Annotated in this window: 20 protein-coding genes; 12 read left to right on the top strand and 8 right to left on the bottom strand. The window is 55.6% G+C overall.

Annotation, left to right across the window (positions count from 1 at the left end):
- Positions 1-102 precede the first annotated feature (102 nt).
- Genes ACTHPM_RS17585 through ACTHPM_RS17575 form a run of 3 tightly spaced genes read left to right on the top strand, consistent with a single transcriptional unit; the run spans position 103 to position 3,487 of the window.
- A complete protein-coding gene (locus ACTHPM_RS17585; RefSeq protein ID WP_440396460.1) occupies positions 103-1,077 on the top strand; it encodes a glycoside hydrolase family 113 in 975 nt (324 codons plus the stop codon).
- On the top strand, positions 1,074-2,306 hold the full coding sequence (locus ACTHPM_RS17580) for an AGE family epimerase/isomerase (protein ID WP_440396461.1): 1,233 nt from the start codon (positions 1,074-1,076) through the stop codon (positions 2,304-2,306). Before ACTHPM_RS17585 ends, ACTHPM_RS17580 begins: the two co-directional genes overlap by 4 nt.
- Positions 2,307-2,308: 2 nt before the next feature.
- The gene (locus tag ACTHPM_RS17575) at positions 2,309-3,487 is read left to right on the top strand and encodes a glycoside hydrolase family 130 protein (RefSeq protein ID WP_440396462.1); all 1,179 of its coding nucleotides are present in this window, start codon (positions 2,309-2,311) and stop codon (positions 3,485-3,487) included.
- A 73-nt stretch (positions 3,488-3,560) separates the two neighbouring features.
- On the opposite strand, the gene allC is transcribed toward ACTHPM_RS17575, so the two are convergent.
- Complete coding sequence (gene allC / locus ACTHPM_RS17570) at positions 3,561-4,775, bottom strand: allantoate deiminase (RefSeq protein WP_440396463.1); 1,215 nt, start codon at positions 4,773-4,775, stop codon at positions 3,561-3,563.
- A gap of 275 nt (positions 4,776-5,050) precedes the next feature.
- Here allC and ACTHPM_RS17565 point away from each other — a divergent pair, with 275 nt between their 5' ends.
- A complete protein-coding gene (locus tag ACTHPM_RS17565) occupies positions 5,051-6,373 on the top strand; it encodes an NCS2 family permease (RefSeq protein ID WP_440396464.1) in 1,323 nt (440 codons plus the stop codon).
- Positions 6,374-6,807: 434 nt separating this feature from the next.
- Positions 6,808-8,580, top strand: coding sequence for an adenine deaminase (locus ACTHPM_RS17560; RefSeq protein ID WP_440396465.1), 1,773 nt, complete (start codon positions 6,808-6,810; stop codon positions 8,578-8,580).
- A gap of 146 nt (positions 8,581-8,726) precedes the next feature.
- Here ACTHPM_RS17560 and ACTHPM_RS17555 read toward each other — a convergent pair whose 3' ends face one another.
- The 6 genes from ACTHPM_RS17555 to ACTHPM_RS17530 form a co-directional block, all read right to left on the bottom strand.
- A complete protein-coding gene (locus ACTHPM_RS17555; RefSeq protein ID WP_440396466.1) occupies positions 8,727-9,806 on the bottom strand; it encodes a LacI family DNA-binding transcriptional regulator in 1,080 nt (359 codons plus the stop codon).
- A gap of 11 nt (positions 9,807-9,817) precedes the next feature.
- A complete protein-coding gene (locus ACTHPM_RS17550) occupies positions 9,818-11,116 on the bottom strand; it encodes an ABC transporter substrate-binding protein (RefSeq protein WP_440396467.1) in 1,299 nt (432 codons plus the stop codon).
- On the bottom strand, positions 11,113-13,023 hold the full coding sequence (locus ACTHPM_RS17545) for a cache domain-containing sensor histidine kinase (protein WP_440396468.1): 1,911 nt from the start codon (positions 13,021-13,023) through the stop codon (positions 11,113-11,115). Before ACTHPM_RS17545 ends, ACTHPM_RS17550 begins: the two co-directional genes overlap by 4 nt.
- A gap of 356 nt (positions 13,024-13,379) precedes the next feature.
- Positions 13,380-14,420, bottom strand: a complete 1,041-nt coding sequence (locus ACTHPM_RS17540; RefSeq protein ID WP_440396469.1) for an alpha/beta hydrolase — start codon at positions 14,418-14,420, stop codon at positions 13,380-13,382.
- A 249-nt stretch (positions 14,421-14,669) separates the two neighbouring features.
- Positions 14,670-15,155 (bottom strand): hypothetical protein, encoded by a 486-nt coding sequence (locus ACTHPM_RS17535; RefSeq protein WP_440396470.1) that lies wholly within the window; start codon positions 15,153-15,155, stop codon positions 14,670-14,672.
- 12 nt (positions 15,156-15,167) lie between these two features.
- Positions 15,168-15,722 (bottom strand): NAD(P)H-dependent oxidoreductase, encoded by a 555-nt coding sequence (locus tag ACTHPM_RS17530; protein WP_440396471.1) that lies wholly within the window; start codon positions 15,720-15,722, stop codon positions 15,168-15,170.
- Between the two features lie 177 nt (positions 15,723-15,899).
- Between ACTHPM_RS17530 and ACTHPM_RS17525 the strand changes: the two genes are divergently transcribed.
- The 3 genes from ACTHPM_RS17525 (at position 15,900) to ACTHPM_RS17515 (ending at position 18,893) form a co-directional block, all read left to right on the top strand.
- Positions 15,900-16,535 carry an HlyD family secretion protein gene (locus ACTHPM_RS17525; protein WP_440396472.1) on the top strand — a complete coding sequence of 212 codons (636 nt, stop codon included), beginning with the start codon at positions 15,900-15,902 and terminating at the stop codon, positions 16,533-16,535.
- 19 nt (positions 16,536-16,554) lie between these two features.
- Positions 16,555-18,105, top strand: a complete 1,551-nt coding sequence (locus tag ACTHPM_RS17520) for a DHA2 family efflux MFS transporter permease subunit (RefSeq protein ID WP_440396473.1) — start codon at positions 16,555-16,557, stop codon at positions 18,103-18,105.
- Positions 18,106-18,263: 158 nt separating this feature from the next.
- On the top strand, positions 18,264-18,893 hold the full coding sequence (locus ACTHPM_RS17515) for a LysE family transporter (RefSeq protein WP_440396475.1): 630 nt from the start codon (positions 18,264-18,266) through the stop codon (positions 18,891-18,893).
- A 118-nt stretch (positions 18,894-19,011) separates the two neighbouring features.
- Here ACTHPM_RS17515 and ACTHPM_RS17510 read toward each other — a convergent pair whose 3' ends face one another.
- Complete coding sequence (locus tag ACTHPM_RS17510; protein WP_440396476.1) at positions 19,012-20,277, bottom strand: alkaline phosphatase; 1,266 nt, start codon at positions 20,275-20,277, stop codon at positions 19,012-19,014.
- 319 nt (positions 20,278-20,596) lie between these two features.
- Here ACTHPM_RS17510 and ACTHPM_RS17505 point away from each other — a divergent pair, with 319 nt between their 5' ends.
- Genes ACTHPM_RS17505 through ACTHPM_RS17490 form a run of 4 tightly spaced genes read left to right on the top strand, consistent with a single transcriptional unit; the run spans position 20,597 to position 23,520 of the window.
- Positions 20,597-21,514, top strand: a complete 918-nt coding sequence (locus ACTHPM_RS17505; RefSeq protein WP_440396477.1) for a decaprenyl-phosphate phosphoribosyltransferase — start codon at positions 20,597-20,599, stop codon at positions 21,512-21,514.
- Positions 21,515-21,554: 40 nt separating this feature from the next.
- Positions 21,555-21,887, top strand: a complete 333-nt coding sequence (locus tag ACTHPM_RS17500; RefSeq protein WP_440396478.1) for an EamA/RhaT family transporter — start codon at positions 21,555-21,557, stop codon at positions 21,885-21,887.
- The gene (locus tag ACTHPM_RS17495) at positions 21,877-22,206 is read left to right on the top strand and encodes an EamA family transporter (protein ID WP_440396479.1); all 330 of its coding nucleotides are present in this window, start codon (positions 21,877-21,879) and stop codon (positions 22,204-22,206) included. Before ACTHPM_RS17500 ends, ACTHPM_RS17495 begins: the two co-directional genes overlap by 11 nt.
- A gap of 27 nt (positions 22,207-22,233) precedes the next feature.
- Positions 22,234-23,520 carry a DUF6080 domain-containing protein gene (locus tag ACTHPM_RS17490; RefSeq protein ID WP_440396480.1) on the top strand — a complete coding sequence of 429 codons (1,287 nt, stop codon included), beginning with the start codon at positions 22,234-22,236 and terminating at the stop codon, positions 23,518-23,520.
- Positions 23,521-23,561 lie beyond the last annotated feature (41 nt).

Genomic DNA, 23,561 nt, shown 5'->3' with positions numbered 1-23,561 from the left:
ATAGGTTGCAATATTCTCAAATTCATATTATAAAATGGATAAGTTGTTATGATAACAAACAATAATTTTATCTAACTAAATAATCTGAAAGAGGTGTTTTACATGCAAACCAAACTGCTGCCCGGTTACGTCGCCGGAATGACCTGGGGCTGGACCGGCGTTCGCGGAACCTGGGACACGCCGGAGGCGGAGCAATCCATGCGGAAGATGAAGGATGCACTCGGCGTAAACTGGACCGCCATTGCGCTGGGTGCCCTTCAGGATACGGCGCAGTCGACGGAGATTCATTATGGAAATGAGCCTACCGTAACGGACGAAGAAGTAACTTGGGCCATACGGGAGGCCAAGTCGCTTGGCCTCCGCGTCTGCCTCAAACCGGTCGTGAACTGTGCCGACGGCACATGGCGCGCCCATATCAACTTTTTCGATATCGACGTGCCATGCGAGCCCAAATGGTCCGAATGGTTTGCGTCCTATACCCGTTTCATGCTTCATTACGCTGCCATCGCCGAAGAAACCGGCTGCGAAATGCTGTGCATCGGCTGTGAGATGGTGCAGACGGACCGCCGGGAACAGGAGTGGCGTCAGCTTATCCGCGAGGTTCGCGAGGTGTACTCCGGGCTGATTACGTATAACTGCGATAAATACCAGGAAAATGAGGTCAAGTGGTGGGATACGGTGGATATCATTTCGTCGAGCGGATATTATCCTGCCGGTACCTGGGAGGAGCAGCTGGCCCGGATCGAGCCCGTTGTTACCCGGCACGGCAAGCCCTTCTTCTTCATGGAAGCTGGCTGCCCCAGCCGCACCGGTTCAAGCCACATCCCGAACGACTGGGGACTAGCGGGGGGACCGAACGAAGATGAGCAGGCCGAATACTATGCCGAAATGTTCCGAAGCTGCGAGCAGCGAAGCTGGGTTGGCGGCTTTATGCTCTGGGATTGGCCGGCTGCGCTCTATGCACCGGAGGAGGCCGCGAACAACGATGATTACTGCCCTTATGCCAAAAAGGCCGAACGCGTCATTCGTGAATATTACATCGCGAAAACCAAGCTGCCGGAAGGAGACCATACATGATGGACAACGTTTCGGAACGGATGGATGCATGGAGGACCCGGCTGAATGATGAACTGCAGGGGAACATCCTCGGCTTCTGGATGAAGCATGCGCCGGACGACAACCATGGAGGCTTTTTCGGGGTAATCACGACCGATCTTAGCGTCATCCCGGATGCAGACAAAAGCCTTGTGCTGAATACGCGTATTTTATGGACCTTCGCCGCGGCCTACCGGCTTCACGGGGACGATTCGTACCTCGTAACGGCCAAGCGCGCCTATGCGTACATCCTTCGTCACTTCGTGGATCAGGAATACGGCGGGCTGTACTGGATGCTGCATGCGGATGGCACCGTATCGAATGACAAGAAACAGGTATACGGGCAGGCCTTCGCCATATATGCATTATCCGAATATTACCGCGCGACGCAGCAGGAGGAAGCCTTGGAGCTTGCCGTCTCCCTTTTCGGTATGTTGGAGGAGCACAGCTATGATCCCGTACATAAGGGATATGTCGAAGCCCTCTCCAGGGAATGGCTGCAGACCGGCGATTTCAGCCTGAGCGATAAGGATTTGAACGAGAAGAAATCGATGAATACCCACCTGCATGTGTTGGAGGCTTACACCAATCTGCTCCGCGTATGGCCTGAAGAGCGGCTGAAGCACCAGCTTGCCGAATTGATCGAAGTGACGCTGAGCCATATCGTCCATCCCGATCAAAGCCGCTTCCTGTTGTTCTTCGATGAAGCATGGAGATCCAAATCCGGTCATATCTCCTATGGCCATGACATTGAGGGCAGCTGGCTTCTCGTCGAAGCCGCGGAAGTCCTGGGAGATGCCGCGCTGCTGGAGCGGGTCAAGCATACGGCTATCGCCATGGCGGAGCACGCGCTGAAGGAAGGCGTCGACCCGGACGGAGGCATGGTGAACGAAGCGGACGCCGGCGGGATCGTCGATGACCGCAAGGATTGGTGGCCGCAGGCGGAAGCGATGGTCGGCTTCTACAACGCCTATCAGATGACCGGCGATAGGAAGTTCCGCGACGCCTCCCTCCGTTCCTGGCAATTTATAGAGAGAAGCATTATCGACCATGAACACGGGGAATGGTTCTGGAATGCGGACCGGGAAGGGCGGCCAAACCGGGATGAGCCCAAGGTAAGCGCCTGGAAGTGTCCCTATCACAACGGGCGGGCCTGCATGGAAATGCTGGAGCGGCTGCCGCAGCAATCATTCGAATCGGAGGAGAAATAACCATGAATCCTATATTTGCAGAACGCAAGCGTCAATTGACGGAGGCGTACGAAGCCCTTATTACGCGGCCCAACCGGAAGGCGCCTCACGGCAACGGCATTTATGACAGGTATCTTCATCCGGTATTGACCGCGGACCACGCGCCGCTGATCTGGAAATACGATTATTCCGCGGAAACCAACCCTTACTTCATGGAGCGGATCGGCGTGAACGGCATATTCAACCCGGGCGCCATCGCCCTTGACGGCAAGTTCTATCTGATGGCCCGCGTGGAGGGCGTAGACCGCAAATCCTTCTTCGCCGTGGCGGAAAGCGACAACGGCATCGACGGCTTCCGATTCTGGGATCGCCCCGTCGTGATGCCCGAAACGGAGGATCCGGACGTGAACGTGTATGACATGCGGCTCGTGCAGCATGAGGACGGCTTCATATACGGCCTCTTCTGTACCGAGCGCAAGGATCCGGACGCTCCCCGCGGCGACCTGTCCAGCGCGACCGCGCAGTGCGGAATCGCACGGACGAAGGATCTTGTCCATTGGGAGCGGCTGGCCGATCTGCGGACCGGATCGCCGCAGCAGCGCAACGTGGTTCTCCATCCGGAATTCGTCGACGGCAAGTATGCCTTCTATACCCGTCCGCAGGACGGATTCATCGACACCGGCTCCGGCGGCGGAATCGGATGGGGATTGTCCGCATCCATCGAACAGGCGGTGATCGACCACGAGATCATCATCGACGAGCGGTACTACCATACGATCAAGGAAGTGAAGAACGGACAGGGACCGGCTCCGATCAAGACCGACAAGGGCTGGCTTCATATTGCCCACGGCGTCCGCAACACCGCGGCCGGGCTGCGCTACGTCCTTTACGCCTTCCTCTCCGATCTGAACGAGCCATACCGTGTCACTCACGCCCCGGGCGGACACTTCATTGCGCCCGAAGGCGAGGAACGCGTCGGCGACGTCTCGAACGTCGTCTTCTGCAACGGCGCGGTTGCCCTGGATAACGGAGAGGTGTATATCTATTACGCATCCTCGGACACGAGAGTACACGTCGCGACGACAACGGTGGCGCAGCTGCTCGATTATGTCCTGAATACGCCGCAGGATCCGCTCCGCTCCTACGCCTGCGTTCAGCAGCGGCTGACGCTGATCGAAAGAAACCTGCAGCTCGGCGAATAGCTGCACTCCAAGCGGAACACAGGCCCGGGGGAACATCCCACGGGCCTGTTTCTATGTTCATATCTTTTTGTTCTCAGTACGCGAGGCGATGCAGCAATTCCGTCAGCACGCGAACGCCGTCCTCAAGCTGCCCGGGCGCGGTATATTCCAGCGGCGAATGGCTGATGCCCCCGCGGCTCGGAACGAATACCATCGCCGTGCGGCAGTATGGTGCAAAGATCTGCGCATCATGCCCCGCCCCGCTCGGCATCCGGCGGCAGGACAACCCCTGCTGAATGCAAATGTCCTCGATGGCATCCGTCAGCCCCTTATCCATGGCGATTGGCGCCGCATTCATCCAACGCTCCACGGAAGCTTCAAGCCCTCTGCGCTCCGCAATCCGGCGGACCATCTCCATCAGTTGCCGGCATGCCGCGTCCAGAGCCGTCCCGTCGGGATGGCGGATGTCGATCGTGAAACGTACATCGCCAGGGATAACGTTAGGCGTGCCCGGCGCAAGATCCATCTGGCCGACCGTTGCAACCAGCGGCGCACCGATCTGCTCCGTTTGGTCCATAATGGCTGCCACCATCTCGCTGGCGGTCCGCATGGCATCCTTACGGTAGGCCATCGGCGTCGTCCCCGCATGGTTGGCCTCCCCTTGAACATGCACGGTGTACCGCTGCAGGCCCACGATCTGCTCAACGATGCCGATCGCCTTCCGCTCCTGCTCCAGAATCGCCCCCTGCTCCACGTGCAGCTCGATAAAGGTATCAATATCCTTGCGCGGGCCTCTTCCCTGCGTACCCGGTCCAAAGCCGGCGTCCTTCATGGCTGTCATGAAAGAAACCCCCTGACCGTCCCGGGCATGCTCAATCTCCCCGTATCCGGCCGTTCCCGTCATGTAGGTCGAGCCCCAGTAGTTGTACGGGAACCGGCTCCCCTCCTCCTCGCAGAAGGCAACGACTTCGATTGTCTTCTTCGGTTGCCCGTAGACCTCACGCAGGCGCGTCAGCGCCGCGATGCCGGCCACGATGCCGTAGGCTCCGTCATACTTGCCCCCGCGCTTCACCGTGTCGACATGGGAGCCCGTCAAAATACACGAACAATCCTCTTCCACCCCCTGCAGTCGTCCGCACAGGTTGCCCGCATCGTCGAAATAAGCCTGAAGCCCGAGCGACTCCATCTTGGCGGCCAAGGCTTCCTGCGCCTCCCTCCAGGAAGGCGTATATAAAAGGCGTGTCACCCCGCCGTCCGAATCTGACCCAAAGCCGCCTAACCACTGGATAAGTTGTTCTGTCGTCTGCATATCTGCCTGTCTCCAATCTTTTTCTGGCATGCCAGATTTCATGCGCAAACCTCGCTGCTGTAATACACCTTATCACTGCCCGCGCAAAATTTCCACGGGTAATCCAGGCCTTTGCAGCCCTAGGTCTACGCTTAATCGCCGATCCATAAACACGAACATTTTTGTCTAATAATTTAAACAAAGTTCGTATTTTACTTTGACGCTCCAAAAAGACCATGTTATAGTTACATGGCACATGAACGCATATACAACACGAAAAGGAGTTTCTTGCAATCATGAATAACACGAATGCATCTTGGTTGGATCGTTTCTTCAAGCTCAGCCAGCACAAGACGAATATCAAGACAGAGATTATCGCAGGTCTTACCACCTTCGTTACGATGGCTTACATTATCGTGGTGCAGCCCGATCTGATGAAAGCCGCAGGCATGGACCAGGGCGCCGTCATGGTCACCGTACTGCTTGCATCCGGTCTGTTCAGCATTATTATGGGACTCTATGCCAAGCGGCCTTTCGCCGTGGCCCCCGGCATGGGCGGAAACGCATTTTTTGCCTACAGCATCGTAGCAGCGGGAATTGCAACCTGGCAGCAGGGCCTCGGAATGATTTTTATTTCCGGCGTGCTTTTCCTGCTTCTGACGTTCCTTGGACTGCGTGAAACGATATCGCGAATTATTCCGAAAAATATTAAAAACGCCATCAGCGCAGCCGTCGGCCTCTTCATCATCGGCACCGGCTTCTCCAACGCCGGGCTGATCGTCCAGAACAAAACCGGCACGTTGACGCTGGGCAGTCTCCACTCTTCCACCGTCCTCTTGTCCGTGATCGGTCTCGTCATCATCATCGGCCTCATGGCCCGCAAGCTGAAAGCCGCTGTATTCATCGGGATCCTGATCACGACGGTGATCGGCATTCCGATGGGCATCACGAAGCTTCCACATTCCTTCGGAGACCTGTTCTCCCTGCCGCCAAGCCCGGCCTCCATTATGTTCAAAGCGGACATCCCGGGCGCGCTGCAGCTGGCATTTTTCCCGCTCCTGTTCACATTCTTTACGGGAGAATTCTTCTCGACCATGGGCACCGTACTCGGTGTCGGCGCAAAGGCGAACCTGCTCGACAAAGACGGCAACCTGCCCGACATTAAGCGTCCCTTCCTCGTCGATGGCGTCGCGACGCTGGGCGGTGCGCTGATGGGACAGACGACCATTACGACCTATATTGAATCCGCCAGCGGCGTCGAAGCCGGCGGACGTACGGGATTGACCGCAGTGACGACGGGCCTTGTGTTCCTGCTTGCCCTGTTTATCACACCGCTCATCCTGCTCATCCCGAGCGCCGCGACGGCACCTGCCCTGATCGTGATTGGCCTGTCCATGCTCGCCACTCTGAAGAATATCGATATGGAAGCTTGGGAAGAGTCCCTTCCGGCGCTTCTGACCGTCATTGCCGCAGGACTTACGTTCAGCTTGGCGAACGGAATCGTATTCGGCATTCTGTCTTATGTTGTGATCAAGGTATTCATGGGCAAATTCCGTGACATCCATATCGGGCTCTGGATCCTTTGCATCCCGCTTGTCTATTACCTCTGGTTGAAATAAACTGATACAAATGCGTGTTCAAAAAGGTCGGTTTTCAGCACCAAGATTTACGCTTCCGATGTGTGTTTTTTCAAAACACTTAACTTGAATGAAGATAGGGACTGAGGAGCGGAGCTACACGTTTTCGAAGAAAACGACTTCGTAAGCATCCGCCTGTAGTGGGTACGTGAGTACTGGAAATGTTTCCAAAGGAAACATACTTCGCAAGCATCTGCATAGGCCCGGCTGAATTCAAGATTCGATGCCGAATCATCTTCCCAGTTTTACTTCGTGTTAGATATAGAATTTTTTCGTGATCTAGCCACGCTGATGAAATCCGGTATCGCAAGAAAACCTACCTTTGAAGCGCGGTCGCTCATCTTTGATTGTCCTCGATTGGTTTTCTTATCAAAATTGGACTTTTTGAACTACCTCTAAAAAGGAGATCTGACAGCATGAACCGCAAACTTATAGCAGCCGCCCGCGGCGATCATCCATTAGATTTGGCTGTGAACAACATCCGTCTCGTCAACGTCTTTACGGGAGAAATTTATCCGGCTGCGATCGGCATCGTGGACGGCACCATCGTGCATGTCACGGAGCCGGGCGAGACCCGGCTCGAAGCGGTGAGTGAAATGGACGGCCAAGGCCAATACGCCATTCCAGGCCTGATTGATACACACCTGCATATTGAGAGCAGCATGCTGACGCCCGCCCATTATGCGGAAGTGGTCCTGCCCCACGGCACGACCTTGATCGTCACCGATCCGCATGAGATCGGAAATATCCTCGGCGAGGAAGGCGTGCGCTATATGGTCGATGCCAGCCGCCTGCTGGACCTGCGCGTCATGACCTTGGCTCCTTCCTGCGTGCCTTCCGCCCCGGCGGTGGAAACGGCCGGCGCAGATTTTACGCCTGAAACCATTGAACGCATGCTGACATGGGAAGGCATCGACGGCGTGGCGGAAGTCATGAATTACCACGGCGTCATTCACGGAGACCCGCGCATGATGGGCATTCTCGAAGCCAACGAGCGCGCAGGCAAAATCCCGCAGGGTCACGCCCCGACCGTCGTCGGACGGGAGCTGTCCGCCTATCTGGTGGCCGGCCCCGATTCCGACCATGAGTGCCGCACGATGGAGGAAGCGATCGCGAAGCTGCGTGCCGGCATGATCGTCGATATCCGCGAAAGCTCCTTCTCCCTGAACATGGCTGAAGTAGCCAAAGCCATCGTCGGCAAAGGGTATCTGCCGAACGTTACGCTCTGCACGGATGACGTGCTGGCTTCCGACCTGATGGAACGGGGTCATATCAACCATGTCGTGGTTCGTGCCATTCAGGAGGGCATTCCTGCCGTGGACGCAATCCGCTACGCGACGCTGAACGCGGCGAACCGCCTGAACCGCAAGGATATCGGCGCGCTTGCGCCCGGAAGACTCGCGGATATCGTCCTTGTCGACGGACTCGAGACCATGAAGGTATCCGATGTCTTGATCGGAGGCAAGCATATCGTCAAAGACGGCGTCCTTATCGAGCGCCAGCAGCATCTGGAGCCGCCTGCGGCATACCTGCAAACCGTGCATCTGCCTGAGATTCACGAAGACGACCTGCGGCTTGCCTTAGAAGATCCGCACGCTTCCGAAGCCCGGGTCCGCGTGATCGAGTACGATTTTGCGCCTGGCGTTCCTACCGGATTTATCGAAACGGTCCTTCCCGTGAAGGATGGTCAGCTGGTTCCCGAAGCGTACGAAGGCCACAAAGGCCCGCTCAACCGCGTCGCCGTCTGGCACCGCCACGGGCTGAATGACAACAAGGCGCTCGGGCTGCTCGCCGGCTTCGGCGTCATCCAAGGAGCCGTGGCCACCACGGTCGCCCATGACAGCCATCACCTGGCCGTGCTCGGCGTGGACACCGCGGACATGGTTATCGCGGCGAACGAGCTTCGCAAACGCAACGGCGGCATGATTGCCGTGAAGGACGGCAAGGTCATCGCGTTCTTGCCGCTTCCGCTCGCCGGCATTATGAGTCTCGAGGAAGGCGAAAGCCTCGCGCCGAAGATCAGGCAGTTCATCGACACGATCCAAACGGAGATCATGCCGGGCAAGAATCCGATCCACCGTATGATCGTCGTCACGCTTCCGGTCATCCCGCGAGCGAAAATCACCGACCTCGGCTTGGTCGACGTCGACAAGCAGGAGCTTGTGCCTTTAATTATTGAAACGAAGTAACCCTCAGTATTCTAATCCAAAATCAATAGGCATCCCTGAAATTCAGGGATGCCCTTTTTTTATTGCGCAAATATGCGATTGAGACGGATGCCCTGCCTTACGCCGGCAAGAGGCCGCCCATGTCGTTCATCGGTCCGGGACTGCCCCTATGCTTCAGAAGCGGGATTCCCCGGAGCAGGCCCGGAAGAGTCCCGGTACACAATGTCGCCGGCAATCAGGATTTTCTCCATGGGCTCCAGCGGCCGCTCAATTCGCTCGAGCAGCTTCTGCACCGCACGCCTTCCCATCGCTTCCTTCGGAACATGCACCGTTGTCAGGCGCGGCCCTCCGGCCGGTGAATCCTCAATGTTGTCAAATCCGGTCACGGACACGTCGGCCGGCACCTTCACGCCAAGCTCCAGCAATACTCGCATGACCGTCGCCGCGATCGAGTCGTTCGCACATACGAGAGCTGTCGGCATCGATCTGGCCTTGAGCCTACGCATGACCCAGCCTCTGACCTCTCCCTCGATATCGCCCTTCTCCAGCTCCTGCAGGGGCGGGATCCATCCTTCCTGAACCGGGGCAGCGAGGCTGTGCTCATCAAGTGTGCTTTTGAAGCCGATATGCCGGTCACGGAAGCTCCGTGAAAAACGGTCGTTTCCGATAAACTGCAGCCGCTTATGCCCCGTTCCGATCAGATAGTTCGTAAGCTTCGCCATGGCGTCCATGTTGTTCACAAAAATCGCGTCCGAAGGGATGAGCGGGTCCTCCATGTCCACCAGTACAATCGGCAAGCCCATCCGGTGAACCTCAAGCAGCAGCGGCGTCGATATTTGACCCACTCCGATCAGCCCAAGAATGCCGTCAGGGTTCAGAATGTTGACGAAATTATCGACGCTCTGCTCCGAAATGATGACGATGCCAAGGCTCTGCTCTTCCAGAGCGCCTGAGATTCCCTCAACGATTTTGCCCCAATACAGCGAATCCTTCGTTTGGAAGCGTATATTCGGCATCAGCACGATGACCGACTGTTTCCCGCCCGCCTTTGGCGCGGTACGCTCTGTTTTGGCCGTTCTCATGTAGGCATTCTTTTGCGTAAAATACCCCAGCTGGGATGCGGCCTGGATGACCCTCTCCTTCGTCGTTTCGTTCACGCCGCCTTTGCCGGAAAGCGCCTTGGATACGACGAATTTGGATACGCCCAGATGGTCGGCGATTTGCTGCATCGTGATTTTCTTTGCCATGTCTTCCTCCATTATAAGTTTGTCTTATCCCGTGCCTGCTTCCACCTGCGGTTCAGGTCTGCAAAAGCCTTACCCAAGTCGGGCGAAGCGATCAGCTCCTGGATGTAGTCTCCTGACCAGAAGGAAATGCCCGCTTTATTGGCCAGTTCGATAAAATCGTCCGTCTGCTGCTTGTTCTCCACGAACTCCGGTTGGTAGGACAAAAACTCCTGAAACTGCGGCATCGTCGTTTGCTGCGAGTTGTCGACCGGCAAAAAGCCCGAGTCGTTCACGTATCCCGATTCCTTGACGTAGAATTCGATCCATTCCCGCGCAAGCTCTTTATTGCTGCTGAATTTGCTGATTCCGATGAACCAGTCGGGCGCGAGCGGCGCATAATGCCGTTTGCCGTTATCGTACGGAAACGGGAAGAAGCCAATGTCCTCCGGTTTTGCTCCGGCGTCAATCACCTGCTGGATGGCCCAGTTGCCGAGAAAATACATGGCTGCCTCGCCCGAGGCCATTTTGCTCTTGGAGATTTCCCAGCTGTTCGAAAACAAATGCTCCTCCACGTAATTGCGGTTAATGAGTGTTTTGGCGATGCCGACCGCCTGTCCCCAGGAGTTGTTCAGCTGAAAAGGCTCATCGACGTTCACCATGTCATTCAGCGCATCCGCGGAGCCGGTCATGTAACCCACCATGTTCTCCCCCCACTGCTGCAGGGGCCACTTGGCACCGTAATTCATATAGAGCGGGATGATTCCCGCGGCTTTCAGCTTCGCGCACGCCTCGTAGAACGCATCCAGCGTCTGCGGCACCTCCTGGATGCCGGCTTTGGCAAAGGACTTCTTGTTATACACGATTCCGATGGTGCTGCTGCCGGTGGCGATCCCGTACCGAACTCCGTCATAGGCTTTGAAGTCCGGAAAACGGACGTTCTCGAACATCGGCGCCTCCAGCGGTTCAAAATAGTTCGGCAGGTCCTTATTGGCAATGCTGACGGGAAGCAGGAGCACATCTCCGATATCCCTTGTGGACAGCCTGACCATCACATCGTTGGTATAATCCGTGAAGCCCTCAAATTCCACCTTGGCACCGGGGTGCTTCTGCTCAAAGCGCTCGGCATATTTCCCGAGAACGCCGCTTTCGATGAGATCAACCCGGTTGGTCATGACATGAATCGTTCCGCTCGCCTTCTCTTCCGGCTGCCGGACATCGCCGGCAGGCTCACCTTGAGGCTCCCTTATCTGCGGCTCTCTGCAGCCGGCCGCCGCGGACAAGCATACCAGCAGCAAGCCGATGAGCAGCCCCCGGTTCCATCCTCTTCTCACTCGCCATTCCTCCCGTGATTTTCCGGGCCGATCCCAAGCCTCGCCGTTCTGCTTAAGAGCGGCGGCAGCTCGATGACCACCTCGGTACCCGCGCCCTGGCGGCTGAATACCTTCATTCCGTACGCGCTCCCATACTGCAGCCGGATACGTTCATGCACATTCCTGAGACCGATGCCTCCGCTACCGGTCTTATGCGGGATCGCTGCGGCCTGCAGCGACTGATTCAGCGCCTCCAGCGCCTCCGCGCCCATGCCGCACCCGTCATCGCGGATCGTCACGCGGGTCAGCCTCGGCGTCGACTCCGCCTCAATCCAGATGTTCATTTTGAGCTTCAAGTCATCGAGTCCGTGATAGACGGCATTCTCCACGATCGGCTGAAATAAAAGCCGGATGATGGCATAATGCTGAAGCACTTCAGGCAAATCCAGATGAAGCTCAAACCGGTTCGGATACCTATAATTCAGCAGCTGGACGTAATGGGTTACATGGTCAAGCTCCTCCCGGAGCGTGACCTCATCGTGGATTTTGCCACCAATGCTGTAGCGCAGCATTTTCCCCAGAATCGAGATCATATCGGCCGCGTCCGTATCATCGTTCAGCTCGGCCGTCATCCGGATGGTCTCGAGCGTGTTATACATGAAATGCGGATTGATCTGACTTTGCAGCGCCTGCATCTCCGCTTCCTTCTTCTGGCCCTCGATCTGGTAAATATCCTCGATCAAATGCTGAATCCGGCCGAGCATACGGTTGAACTGGTTCCCGAGCTGCCCGATTTCGTCGCGGTGCTTGACCTTGAATTTGACGCTGAGATCTCCCGATTGCACCCTTCGCATCAGTTCGATCATCTTCTTCATCGGCTTGGTGAAGGCAAAAGACAGAATGATGGAGGCCAGAAGCGCGACGCCAATGATGAACAGCGTTGCCACCAGGGTAACGTTGCGGGTCACGTCGGCCTCCTTCGTCAATTCCTTGACCGGAATCCGGATAATGACTTTCCACTGCGTGCGGGATGATGTCGAGTAGATGTACAGCTGCCGTTTGCCGTCCACCGTATCGTAAAAGCTGCCGCTGTTTCCTTTGGCCTTGAGCACCACCGGACTCCGGGAAGCGTTGGTGGCCAGGATTTGGCGGCCGCTGTCGTAGATGACGTCCCCCTGCTCATCGATGATGAGCGAAGTGCCCCGAGTGACCTTGTCGAGCTCTACCACTTGATCTTCGATCACGCTGATGTTCGCGTCGACGGCGATAAGCCCGATCGGGTTCAGCGATCGATCCAGAATTTTGCGGACGACCGTAAAGGCGTACCTTGTGCTTTTCAGGTTGCTGCGATACTCCTGGGTGCTGAAAAGCAGCGCTTCCCCATGCGTGGACGCCACCTTGTCCTTCCATCGCTTATAGCTGTCGGCAATGTCGAGCCGGACGGCTCCATCCTTGCTTGAATAATAGCCGTTGCCGTATTCGTCGAAAATATAGACCGAGTTCGCCCCCCGCTTGATGTTGTTGATGAAGGCGATATTGCCCTCAATGCCGCGCTGGATGGACAGCTGCAGGTCAAAATCATTCGGAAACGCTTGACCGTCCTCTTGGCCCACGGCCTGCTGCCGCTGCTCATGATACTGATTGGAACGCACAAGATTGAGCTTAATATCGTCGATATAAGCCGGGATCGAGGAGATCCGCTTCATATCCTCGATATAATCGTCCACCCTCTCCATCATCTGTCCGATCATGTTGCGGGAGTACAGAGCGGTATTCTCCTGAATCGATTCGGAATAACTATTGTAGGAAATCAGGCTGATGATGGACAGCGGGAGGATGATAATGATGATAAAAACGAGCAGCAGCCGCCTTTCCATACTCATGTCGCTCAGCCGCAAGCGCGGGTTTAGACGCCGGTTAGCCTTCATTGCGGGTTCTCCTTGTGACTCGCCCTCGCAGGACTCGGTTAGGTATTTGTTAGATATTACGTATGCATTCTTGTTAAGGCAAAAATCCTTTATTTTTCTCTATATAACGCATCTCCGGCTCACTCTATGCAGTCCTTGTTATTATAACAAAAGGTTAACCGTTATTGTATAGAGCCGTCTCCAATAAATTTTCGTTTCATAAACGGGCCAAGCCGATTCCAGCGGGAAATCTCACCCGATTAGGGATATACATAAGAAAACCGGCATGCCGCTGTATAGCGGTGCCGGTTTTGTTGCTTGTTCGGATTACAAGCTCAGGATCTGCAGCAGCCAACTCTGAGTTGTATAAGTTTGTTTTACGGCCTTCCATCGCTTCGCCCGCGTTCCTTCATGTTGCCTTGTTCTAAAACTGCGGAAACAGCAGCTTCTCTTGCTCCGCGGCCGGATTGGTCTGGTTCAGCCGGCTTGCGGTCCAGATACCGGTCCATGAATGCGCAAATCCGCTCGCGATAGCGGTTTTTATCCATAAAATAAGCATTGGCGTGCACGCCCCCCGGCACCACGTACAGCTCCTTATCCCCTCTGGCCGCCGCATAAAGGCGGTGCACCATTTCAAATGGGACAAACGCATCCTGATCCCCATGAATGAACAGGACGGGCAGTCTGGCCTTGCCCACCTGACGAAGTGCCGAGCCGTCGCCGAAAAAGTAACCTGCCCGCAGCTTGCACACCAGGCTGGTGACCGGAAGCAGCGGAAACGGAGGCAGCTTGTACATCTGCTTCAGCTGATACGTCAAAATATCCCTCACCGACGTATAGGCGCAGTCCGCGATAATGCATCTCACCTGCTCCGGCAGCTGCTCCCCGCTGGCCATGAGCACGGTGGCGCCGCCCATCGAGACGCCATGCAGCACGATCTCCATCTGCGGTCCGCTCCTCTCCAGGACAAAGCCGATCCACTGCATGACGTCCTTGCGATCCGGCCATCCGAAACCGATGTAATCGCCGCCGCTTTGCCCGTGACCCCGGTTATCCGGCAGCAGCACGTGAAAGCCCATGTCATGGTAAAGCTTCGCAAATGCCCCCATTTCCTTCCCCTGGCTGTAATACCCGTGGACCAGAATGACCGTCCGTTTTGACGGCTGCGCCGCAGGAATGTAATAACCCGCAAGCCGAAGCCCATCCTCTGACTGCAAATGGACCGTTTCAGGCAGCTGGCCGTTCAGCCATGCCTCCTCCTGTTCCCAGGGATGGTCCTCTTTGACCAGGGAAGGGTCCTGCTCCAGAAAATCCTTTGTGCTGCGCCGGATACCAACGTTATAAAAATACATGCTGGTCCCCAGAAGCACCACTCCGATCAAGATGATGAATCCAATGACCATTGCTGCCGCCGTCATGACTTCCCCCCACTGCGTCTGCCACGATGCCGCTAAAGAGGCATGCTGGCAATATCTTACCTTTTAAAATAACACCCGCCGCAGACCGGTGACAATGAAATGTTCAGCAAAATGATTCGAAGCGAATAACGCCACGTCCAAACGTACAAGTAACAGGTTACCGCCATAAAAGAAAAAGCAGCCTCCGTGAGTCACGGTATGGCTGCTTGCATTCTCTTCTTATGAGAGTGCCTGCGTACGAGGGACTGCTCACTTCTTCTGATCCTTCATCATGGAGCGCAGCGCCTCGCGGTAGGCATCGTCGGAGCTTGGATCCGGCCTTTTGGCAGGTGCCTGCTCCTTCTCCTGGGCAGCCGGCGGCTGGACGGCGAATTTCCGCAGCGCTTCGCGATATGCGCGGTCCCCATCACTTGCGGAGCGGTGCGCTTCGGCCTCGGCCTCCATCAGCGCGGTGCGGTCCGATGCCTCCGGCGCGATGACTTTAGCCCCGTCATTCCTCACGTCATTCCTCGTTTCCGCCACATGTGGGGCATCCACTTGGACTGGCGTCACTTGAGGCGCAGCGGTTACCTCTTGAACCGGAGGCAGGGCTTCAGGCGCGGCGGGCGGGGCCGGAGAAACGTCCGGCTCCTCCCTGTTGCTTTCGGCGCCTTTTGATTTTTTCGTTAAACGGGAGTTGTAGACGAACAGAAAAATAAGCGCCACGATCGCGAGTACAACAAACGCTATGACCATATGGCAATCACCCTACCTTGCCGCAGATGAAGAAACCAGCTGTCTGGTCACCTCAGCTACCCGTCTGCCCAGCGCCCGGCCCAATACAAGATCGTTTTCGCTCGGCAGGTTCTTCGGATCGTTCTCCGACAGCTCCACCGGACAGGTGACACCGACGCCGTAGTAGGAGCCGTACAGCGCATTCTCCGGAATGTTGCCGGGCAGCCCGACAATAATCATGCCGTTATGAAGCATCGGCGTAATCAGGTTGATTAACGTGGATTCCAGGCCGCCGTGAACGGTAGCCGTCGTGCAGAACACGCCACCGACTTTCCCTACGAGCTTACCCTGCGCCCACAGGTAACCTAAACGGTCAATCCAGTTTTTGAGCCCTGCGCTGATCGTTCCGAAGTGGCCCGGACAGCCCCAAATAATCGCATCCATATCCTCGAGCTTGTAGATATCTGCATCATTGACATGGGCGATTTCGGCATCGGCGCCTTCCACGCCGGAAACGCCCTCGAGCACCGCACGCGCCAGCGCCTCGGTATGTCCATTCTCACTGTCATATATTACGTATATTTTCATGCGGAATGTCCCCTTTTCCATGCTTTGATTCCTTATTTATCCCCCAAAACTTCCCCTTTATGCCCAGTCCCGGCCGTCCGCGAAAAAACGGGCTGAGCTGAATATGATTTCGGCGTTCGGGGGATGCTCTTTGGTAATTGGCTAAAGATAGCAACCATTAGGAGGAGACAACAACCTATGAATTCACGCGCACTTCTTGTCAATGTACTCGTCGTCATCATCGTGCTCGGACTGGGCGGAGCGGCGATCTACTATTACAATCAGACATCCAGCTATGTCAAAACGGACAATGCTCAGGTCACCGGGCAGCCCGTATCGATTTCGGCTCCTGCCGCCGGCAGGCTGGACAGCTGGAACGGCCAGGTCGGACAATATTTCAAAACAGGAGATGTGATCGGGAGCGTTGCCGCCCAAGGCACCAAGCTGGACATTACCGTTCCGCTTAGCTCCACCATCGTCCAGCAATCCGCCATCCCTCATTCCTACGTGGCGCCGGGCGCCTCGCTTGCCCGGGGCTTCAACCTGAACAATCTGTGGATTGCGGCCAATATCGAGGAAACCAAACTGGATAAAATTAAAGTCGGCCAAACGGTCGACGTGTATGTCGATGCTTTTCCGGATACGACGCTGACCGGCAAAATCGATCAGATCGGCCTGGCTACCGCCTCCACTTTCTCGATGTTCCCGAGCACGAATTCGAACGCCAACTATACCAAAGTCACGCAGGTCGTGCCGATCATCATTACCATTGAAGGTTATAAAGGTCTCGGGCTTGTTCCTGGCATGAACGCTACCGTCCGAATTCACATCTAGCGAGGGGGCTTGTCCTGCCATGGCAAAAGCAAACGAATTTCATATGGGACGTACGCTGACGGTGCTCATGCTTGGGGCTTTCATCTCCATCTTGAACCAGACGCTGCTCAATGTGGCCATCCCCCACTTAATGAACGAATTTAACGTATCGGCCACGACCGTCCAGTGGCTGTCGACGGCTTACATGCTCGTTAACGGCGTGCTGGTGCCCGTCACGGCTTTCCTGATCGAATCCTATGGCACGCGGGCTTTGTTCATTACCGCCATGGCGCTATTCACCGCCGGAGCGGTGCTGTGCGCGGTCAGCAATTCCTTCGTGCTGATGCTGGTGGGCCGAATCATCCAGGCGAGCGGCGCGGGAATCATCATGCCAGTCGTGATGAACGTCTTCCTGACCGTCTTTCCTCCCGAAAAAAGGGGCACCGCCATGGGCACGATGGGGATCGCCATGATGTTTGCCCCCGCGCTCGGGCCTACGCTATCCGGCTGGATCGTCGAGCACTACACCTGGCGGATTCTATTCTTCATGGTCATTCCGCTCGCGCTGCTGGACATTCTGTTTGCCTACAAATGGTTGACCAACGTCAATAAGCTGACGAAGCCGAAATTCGACTTCTGGGGCGTCGTCTTCTCGACGCTGGGCTTCGGGGTACTGCTCTACGGCTTCAGCTCCGCGGGCGACAAGGGCTGGGAAAGCGTCACCGTCCTCGGCTCCCTCTTTGTCGGCGCAATCTTCATCCTGCTGTTTATTTTGCGGGAGCTGCGAATGGAAGTGCCGATGCTGGAGTTCCGGGTATTCAAATACGATATTTTCACCGTCTCGACCATCGTCGGCGGTCTGGTCAATATGGCCATGTTCGGGGCCATGCTGCTGCTACCGATCTATCTGCAGAATATCCGCGGCTTTACGCCGCTGCAGTCGGGCCTGCTGCTCCTCCCGGGCGCGCTGCTCATGGGCGTCATGTCGCCGATCTCCGGCGCGATCTTTGATAAGATCGGGGCGCGTCCGCTTGCGATTGTCGGCCTTCTGATCACCGCGGTCACGACATTCGAGTTCAGCAAGCTGACCTCGGACACCTCCTTCTCGCATCTGCTGATGCTGTATACCGTGCGCAGCTTCGGCATGTCGCTGATTATGATGTCCGTCCAGACCGAAGGCCTGAACCAGCTGCCGCCCCGGCTCGGGGCCCACGGCACCGCCATGTCGAACACCATGCGCCAGGTTGCCGGCTCGATCGGAACGGCGCTGCTCGTGACGGTCATGTCGACCCGATCGACGCTTCATATTGCGAATTCGGCCAATCACTATACCTCGGATAATCCGTTCGTCAGCGAGGATCTGGCCGCGCTTGGCCAAAGCGTAGCCGCAACCGCTGGCGTCCCTGCCGAAACGGGCTACAGCCTGGCTCTGCAGAGCGTGTTCGGCATCGTCTCGGAGAAGGGCACGATCGACGGGATCAATGATGCATTTATCGTCGCCACCTGGATCGCCATCGTTGCGCTGATCCTCTCCTTCTTCCTGCGCAGGGCGCGCAAACCCAAGAAGGTCAAGGTCAAGCATGCCAAGTAGCCTTTAACTGGTATGCAGCAGACGCTAGATTAAGCCGCTATCGATCCGGATAGCGGCTTTGCTGCGATGTCACCATTTTCGAAAAATTCATTTTGGAGTCGTACAAGCCAAAGCTCCTTCATACCCTATAAAAGAGTAGATTGAAGGGGGTACTTTTCGTGAACGTTTTGCTCAGTCATTTCTTGTTGGGACTTTCCCTTGCCGCTCCCATCGGGCCCATTAACGCCGCGCAGATGGACAGGGGCATCCGGGGCGGTTTTTGGCATGCCTGGCTGGTGGGCCTTGGTACCATGCTGGCCGATGGAGTCTTCATGCTGCTGGTGTATTTCGGAGTGATCCATTTCCTCAACATCCCGTTCATGAAAACATTTTTGCTGCTGTTCGGCTTCTTCATTTTGACCTATATCGGGATCGAAAGCCTGACCGGTGCAGGCAAAACGGGTACGGAAACCCGGGGCGGCAATGAATCTTTGTTTAAATCGTTCAGCGCGGGCTTCGTGATGTCCATTTCCAATCCGCTCTCGATCCTGTTCTGGGTCGGCATCTACGGCTCCGTGCTCGCCGACATGATTGCGAAGTACGACGCTCACGGCGTGCTGTTATACAGCACGGCCATCATGTCCGGCATTATGCTGTGGGATATCGCCATGGCCATGGTTGCCAGCATGGCTAGACGGTTCCTGACTCCCCGGCTGCTGTCGGGCATCTCGGTTATTTCCGGGGTATCCCTCATCGGATTCGGACTTTACTTCGGATATGAGGCCTATGGCGTATTGTTTCTTCGATAAACTTTCAGCCGCCGCCTGGATACGCACTCCAGCCAACAAATAAAGCCGCAGAGCAGGGTTCTCATCGAACCTTGTTCCGCGGCTTGTTTTGTTCTTCGATGACCCTTTGGCCCCGGAGTTATTTCAAAAGTCCCCAAGCTTTCAGGATCGCGTCATGTACATACGTATTTTCCCGTACGCCGGTGAACAGCTCGGCGCCGCTTCCCATGGCTGTCAGTGGAATGTCGACGCCGGTGTGCCCCGAAGTGGTCCAATCCACGTAAAACTGCTCTTGGGAACCGAAGATGCTGAACGGACCATCTTCCTTGGAGATGCCATCGCCGGATTCGTCTTTCTCGTCGACCGGCTCGAGTGCGAACCCGCCGGTTTCGTGATCGGCCAGCACCAGCACGAGGGTATCCGGATGTTTCTTGGCGAACGCCTTGGCGACGCCGACGGCTTTATCGAGCTCCTGGCCGGCTTTAATCGTCAGCTTGGCATTGTTTTCATGCGCCATTTCATCGATTCCTTCCTCTTCAACCATCAGGAAAAAGCCCTTTTTATTCATCGACAGGGTGTCCAGCGCCTTTTGGGTCATATCCTGGAGCGGCACGACCGGATTGTAGACGTCGCCTTCGCCCTCCGGATTTTGCTGGAACATTTCCTCATTGGCGAAGAGTCCGAGCATTTTACCATTCTTCGCCTTTTGCAATTCTTCTTTGCTCGTCACATATTGATAACCCAGCTTTTTGGCATGCTCGACCAAATTCCCCTCCGTACCTTTGCTCTCCTCGCTCGGATCCTCGGCCGGATGATCCTCGAATTTGCCGGGATTGCCGGCTGGATACCAGAAATCCTCGCCGCCGCCGAGCAGCACGTCCACCTTGCTGTTATCCAGGTACTGCTTAGCGATTTTGCTTTGCTGCGAGCGGTCCTCGACATGGGCTCCGAATGCGGCAGGCGTAGCATCGGTAATCTGGCTTGTAGTGACGAGCCCCGTTGATTTGCCCAGTCCCTTCGCAACCTCCAGCAGCGTCTTGACCGGCTTCTTGTTCGCATCGACGCCCACCGCCCCGTTATAGGTCTTCACGCCGCTTGCAATGGCCGTCCCCGCGGCAGCCGAGTCGGTCACCGCCACGGTGGAGTGCGTGCGCAGAAACGCGGAATACGGCATATCATCCATTTGCAGCTTGCCGTTTAGGCCTACGGTATTCAAGCGAATGGCATCGCGCGCAGCGGCTCCCATGCCGTCGCCGACGAACAGAATGACGTTTTTCGCCTTGGCTGCCGGTTTCGCGGATGCTTGGTTCCCTTTTGCTTGGACGTCTCCCCCGGAAATGAGCAGACTTGCGGCTGCCGTCAGGCATACAGCGGCTTGTACGATACCCCGTTTTTTATGGTTCATTACAATTCCTCCTTCGGTATGTTTGCTTCTATGGCAAGTATAGGAGGGCAGTGTTAAGCGAAATGCTAGAAAATGTTAATTTTATGTATATATTATTGGGCTTTACTTAGGTTTTTTTAAATAAAATCAAACGAAAATGGCTTCGAAGGCGTCTAATTACATATAAGCCAATCTATTATTTATAATTCCATTCATGGAATAAAAAGTATAATATTAGGAATCATATGCTCTTTTTCGACATTTTAATGGGTCGGCAGCTTCTTTATTTTTGAAAATACATTCACCTGCTGCCCGAATAACCCCTTGGAGGTGATCCCCTGTGCAAACCCGATTAATAGAGAAATTCCCAGCTGCCGAGTCCCTTCCCAAGAAGAGCACGTTCAGGCTTCTCCTTCAGCAGCTGCGCCCCAAACAGTGGTCAAAAAACGCGCTGGTGTTCGCTGCCCTCGTCTTTTCTTTAAAAACCGATACGCTGCAGGACCTGGTAACCGTGACGGGCGTGTTTATCATGTTCTGCCTCGTATCCGGCTGTGTCTATATCATTAATGATTACAAAGACCGGGAAGCCGATCGTCTTCATCAGAAAAAGAAATTCCGTCCGATGGCATCCGGTGCGCTGCAGCCGCAGACCGCACTGCTGTTCGGGGCTGCGCTTCTGACGCTGAGCCTTGCCGCATCCTATTTTATTCACCCTCTGCTCACCTTGCTGCTGGCCGGTTATTTTGCGCTTAACGTATCCTATTCCCTGAAACTGAAGCATGTCGTCATCCTGGACATCATGGCCATTGCCGCCGGATTCGTGCTGCGGGCCGTTGCCGGCGGGCTTGCCATCCAAGTGCGGCTAACACCGTGGTTCCTGCTGTGCACCATGCTGCTCTCCCTGTTCCTCGCCATCGGGAAACGCCGGCATGAGCTGTCACTGCTTCAGCAGCAGAAGGTGCTGCACCGCGAAGTCCTCGGCAAGTATTCGATCCAGCTGCTCGATCAGCTGACCGGGATCGTGGCCACCTCGGCGATTATCAGCTACTCGCTCTTTACGTTCACTGCCGGCCGCACCGTCTACCTCATGTGGACGATCCCGCTGGTCATCTACGGCATTTTTCGCTACTTGTATTTAATTCATGCCAAGAATAAAGGCGGCGAGCCCGACCGGGTATTATTCGAGGACAAGCATATTCTGGTCACGGTCGTCCTTTATGTACTAACGGTTCTCGCCATTCTGCTATTCCTGGAATAGCGCACTGATCCGTCTGACAACACAAGACATGGGGGAAATCATGAAATCACTGCTCAACTTTCCGCACGCCGGCAAACTGCTGATGCTGATGTCCGCCTTTTGTACGGCTACCGGACAACTCTACTGGAAATGGGGCGCCCACCATATACTGTGGCTGGCCGCCGGTTTTGCCGTATACGGTCTCGGCGCCCTGCTCATGATACGTGCCCTCGCCATGGAAAAGCTGTCGATCGCGTATCCGCTGATGTGCGGTTCTTATATATTCGCCATGATCTATGGCGCTCTTTTCCTTGACGAGCCGCTGAGCCTGAAGAAAGGAATCGCGGTCCTGCTGCTCATTGCCGGCGCCGCCCTGACAAGCTATGAGAACTGACTGGTGGATATGGGGGCTCCTGCTTGCCATGACGCTGCTTGGATCTTCCGGAAGCGCATGCTTCAAGGCATTCTCACTGAATAAGCAGAAAAAAGTCCTCCTGCTGGGCTTTGCCTGCTATGGCTCGGGGGCGCTGCTCAACATCCTGCTCCTCCGTTATCTGCCGTACACGGTCGTGCTTCCGGCCAACGCACTGACCTTTGTCTGGACGCTTGCATTTGCCAGGCTGCTGTTCCATGAAAGGGTCGGCATGTACCAAATCGCTGGAGTCGCATTCATTTTTGCCGGGCTGCTCACGCTTGTGTGGCCCAACGCCTAGATTTTGACGAGATGAGGAGAAACGACGATGACTTTTACCAAATGGCTCAGGCTAAGCCGCCACGACAGCCTCATGGCGCTCGGCCTGCTGCTTTTTTTCTATGTATATGATGTGATGCTGAATTTTCCCTTCGAGCGGTTCATGACAGACCATAAAGCGCTGCTGGATGCCCATAATCCGTTTTACGGAGCCCCGTTTCAACTGAACCTGTTCAACTTCGATCCGTCGATGTATTATGCGCCGCAGGCTTCAATCCTGCATCCGCTGATCAATTATATATCCGTACCGCTGAAGTTCCTGGCATCCTCTCCGCTCGGCAACATGGTGTTCCTTCTGCTTCAGGCGCTTATGAACGCCCTGGGTGCGGTCATCATATTCGTTTATTTGCGGAAAAGCGGCGCGGGCCGCAGGCTGTCGCTGTCCGTCGCGGTGATGTACGGGGCCTGCTCCTACAGCATTTTTACAGCCCTGATTCCCGATTCTTACCCTTATGCGGTGTTTATTCTGCTCCTTACCGTTCTGTACGGCCAGTACTGCCGGGTCGAAAAGGTGCTTCCCGTTCTGCCGGTATCGATCCTGCTATGCGCCAATTTTGGTATTACGGTCACCAACGTGATCACCGCGGCGATATTTTTGATCATCGGTTCCCTCGGCACGGGTAACATGAAGAATTGGCTGCTGCAATGGCTTAAAATTGCTGTCCTTTCCCTGGGACTCGTCATTCTCCTTACGGCCCTGCAGTACGGCCTTTTTGGCGGCAACTCCTGGGTCCATAACTGGAGGCAAATGCTTCAAGCCGGCGGCTATGACTATGCGACCTCATTCTCGCTTAAGCATCACTGGAAGGTTCTTTACTCCATGATCGAAGCGCCGGTCGTCACCCCGAACCTGTCCATGATCAACGAAGGCACGATGGCCTTTGTCACCAACCTGGCGGATCCGTTTCCGATCTACGGCCACATTCTTGGCGGAATGGTCGCTCTGTTGGCTCTGTTGGGCTGTATCTGCGGCTGGCGTTCGCGGGAAACGCTGATGCTTGCCGTCTTCCCCTTATTTGCGGTAGGCTTGCACATTGTTAAAGGCTTCGGTTTGAGTGCTTTTACCTACGATATGTATTTATATGCGGGACATTACCTGTTCGCCTTGTTCCTGCTGGGGGCCAGTTTTATTCACAGGTTAAGGGGCGGATGGCGCGGCGCTGGCACATGGATGATCATGGTTGGCGCGGCGGCGTTGGTGGTTATCAACCTGTGGGGGCATATTCATGCCCTGCACACGGTGCAGCAGGTTTTCCGGACACTGGCTGCACAATAAGCTTTATGATATATTTCATATCAGGTGGGTCCGCCTGAAAA

Source organism: Paenibacillus sp. SAFN-054 (assembly GCF_051966755.1).
GTDB lineage: Bacteria > Bacillota > Bacilli > Paenibacillales > Paenibacillaceae > Paenibacillus_AQ.
The sequence above is the reverse complement of the archived record's forward strand: the minus strand, read 5'-3'. Positions and strand labels throughout refer to the sequence as shown.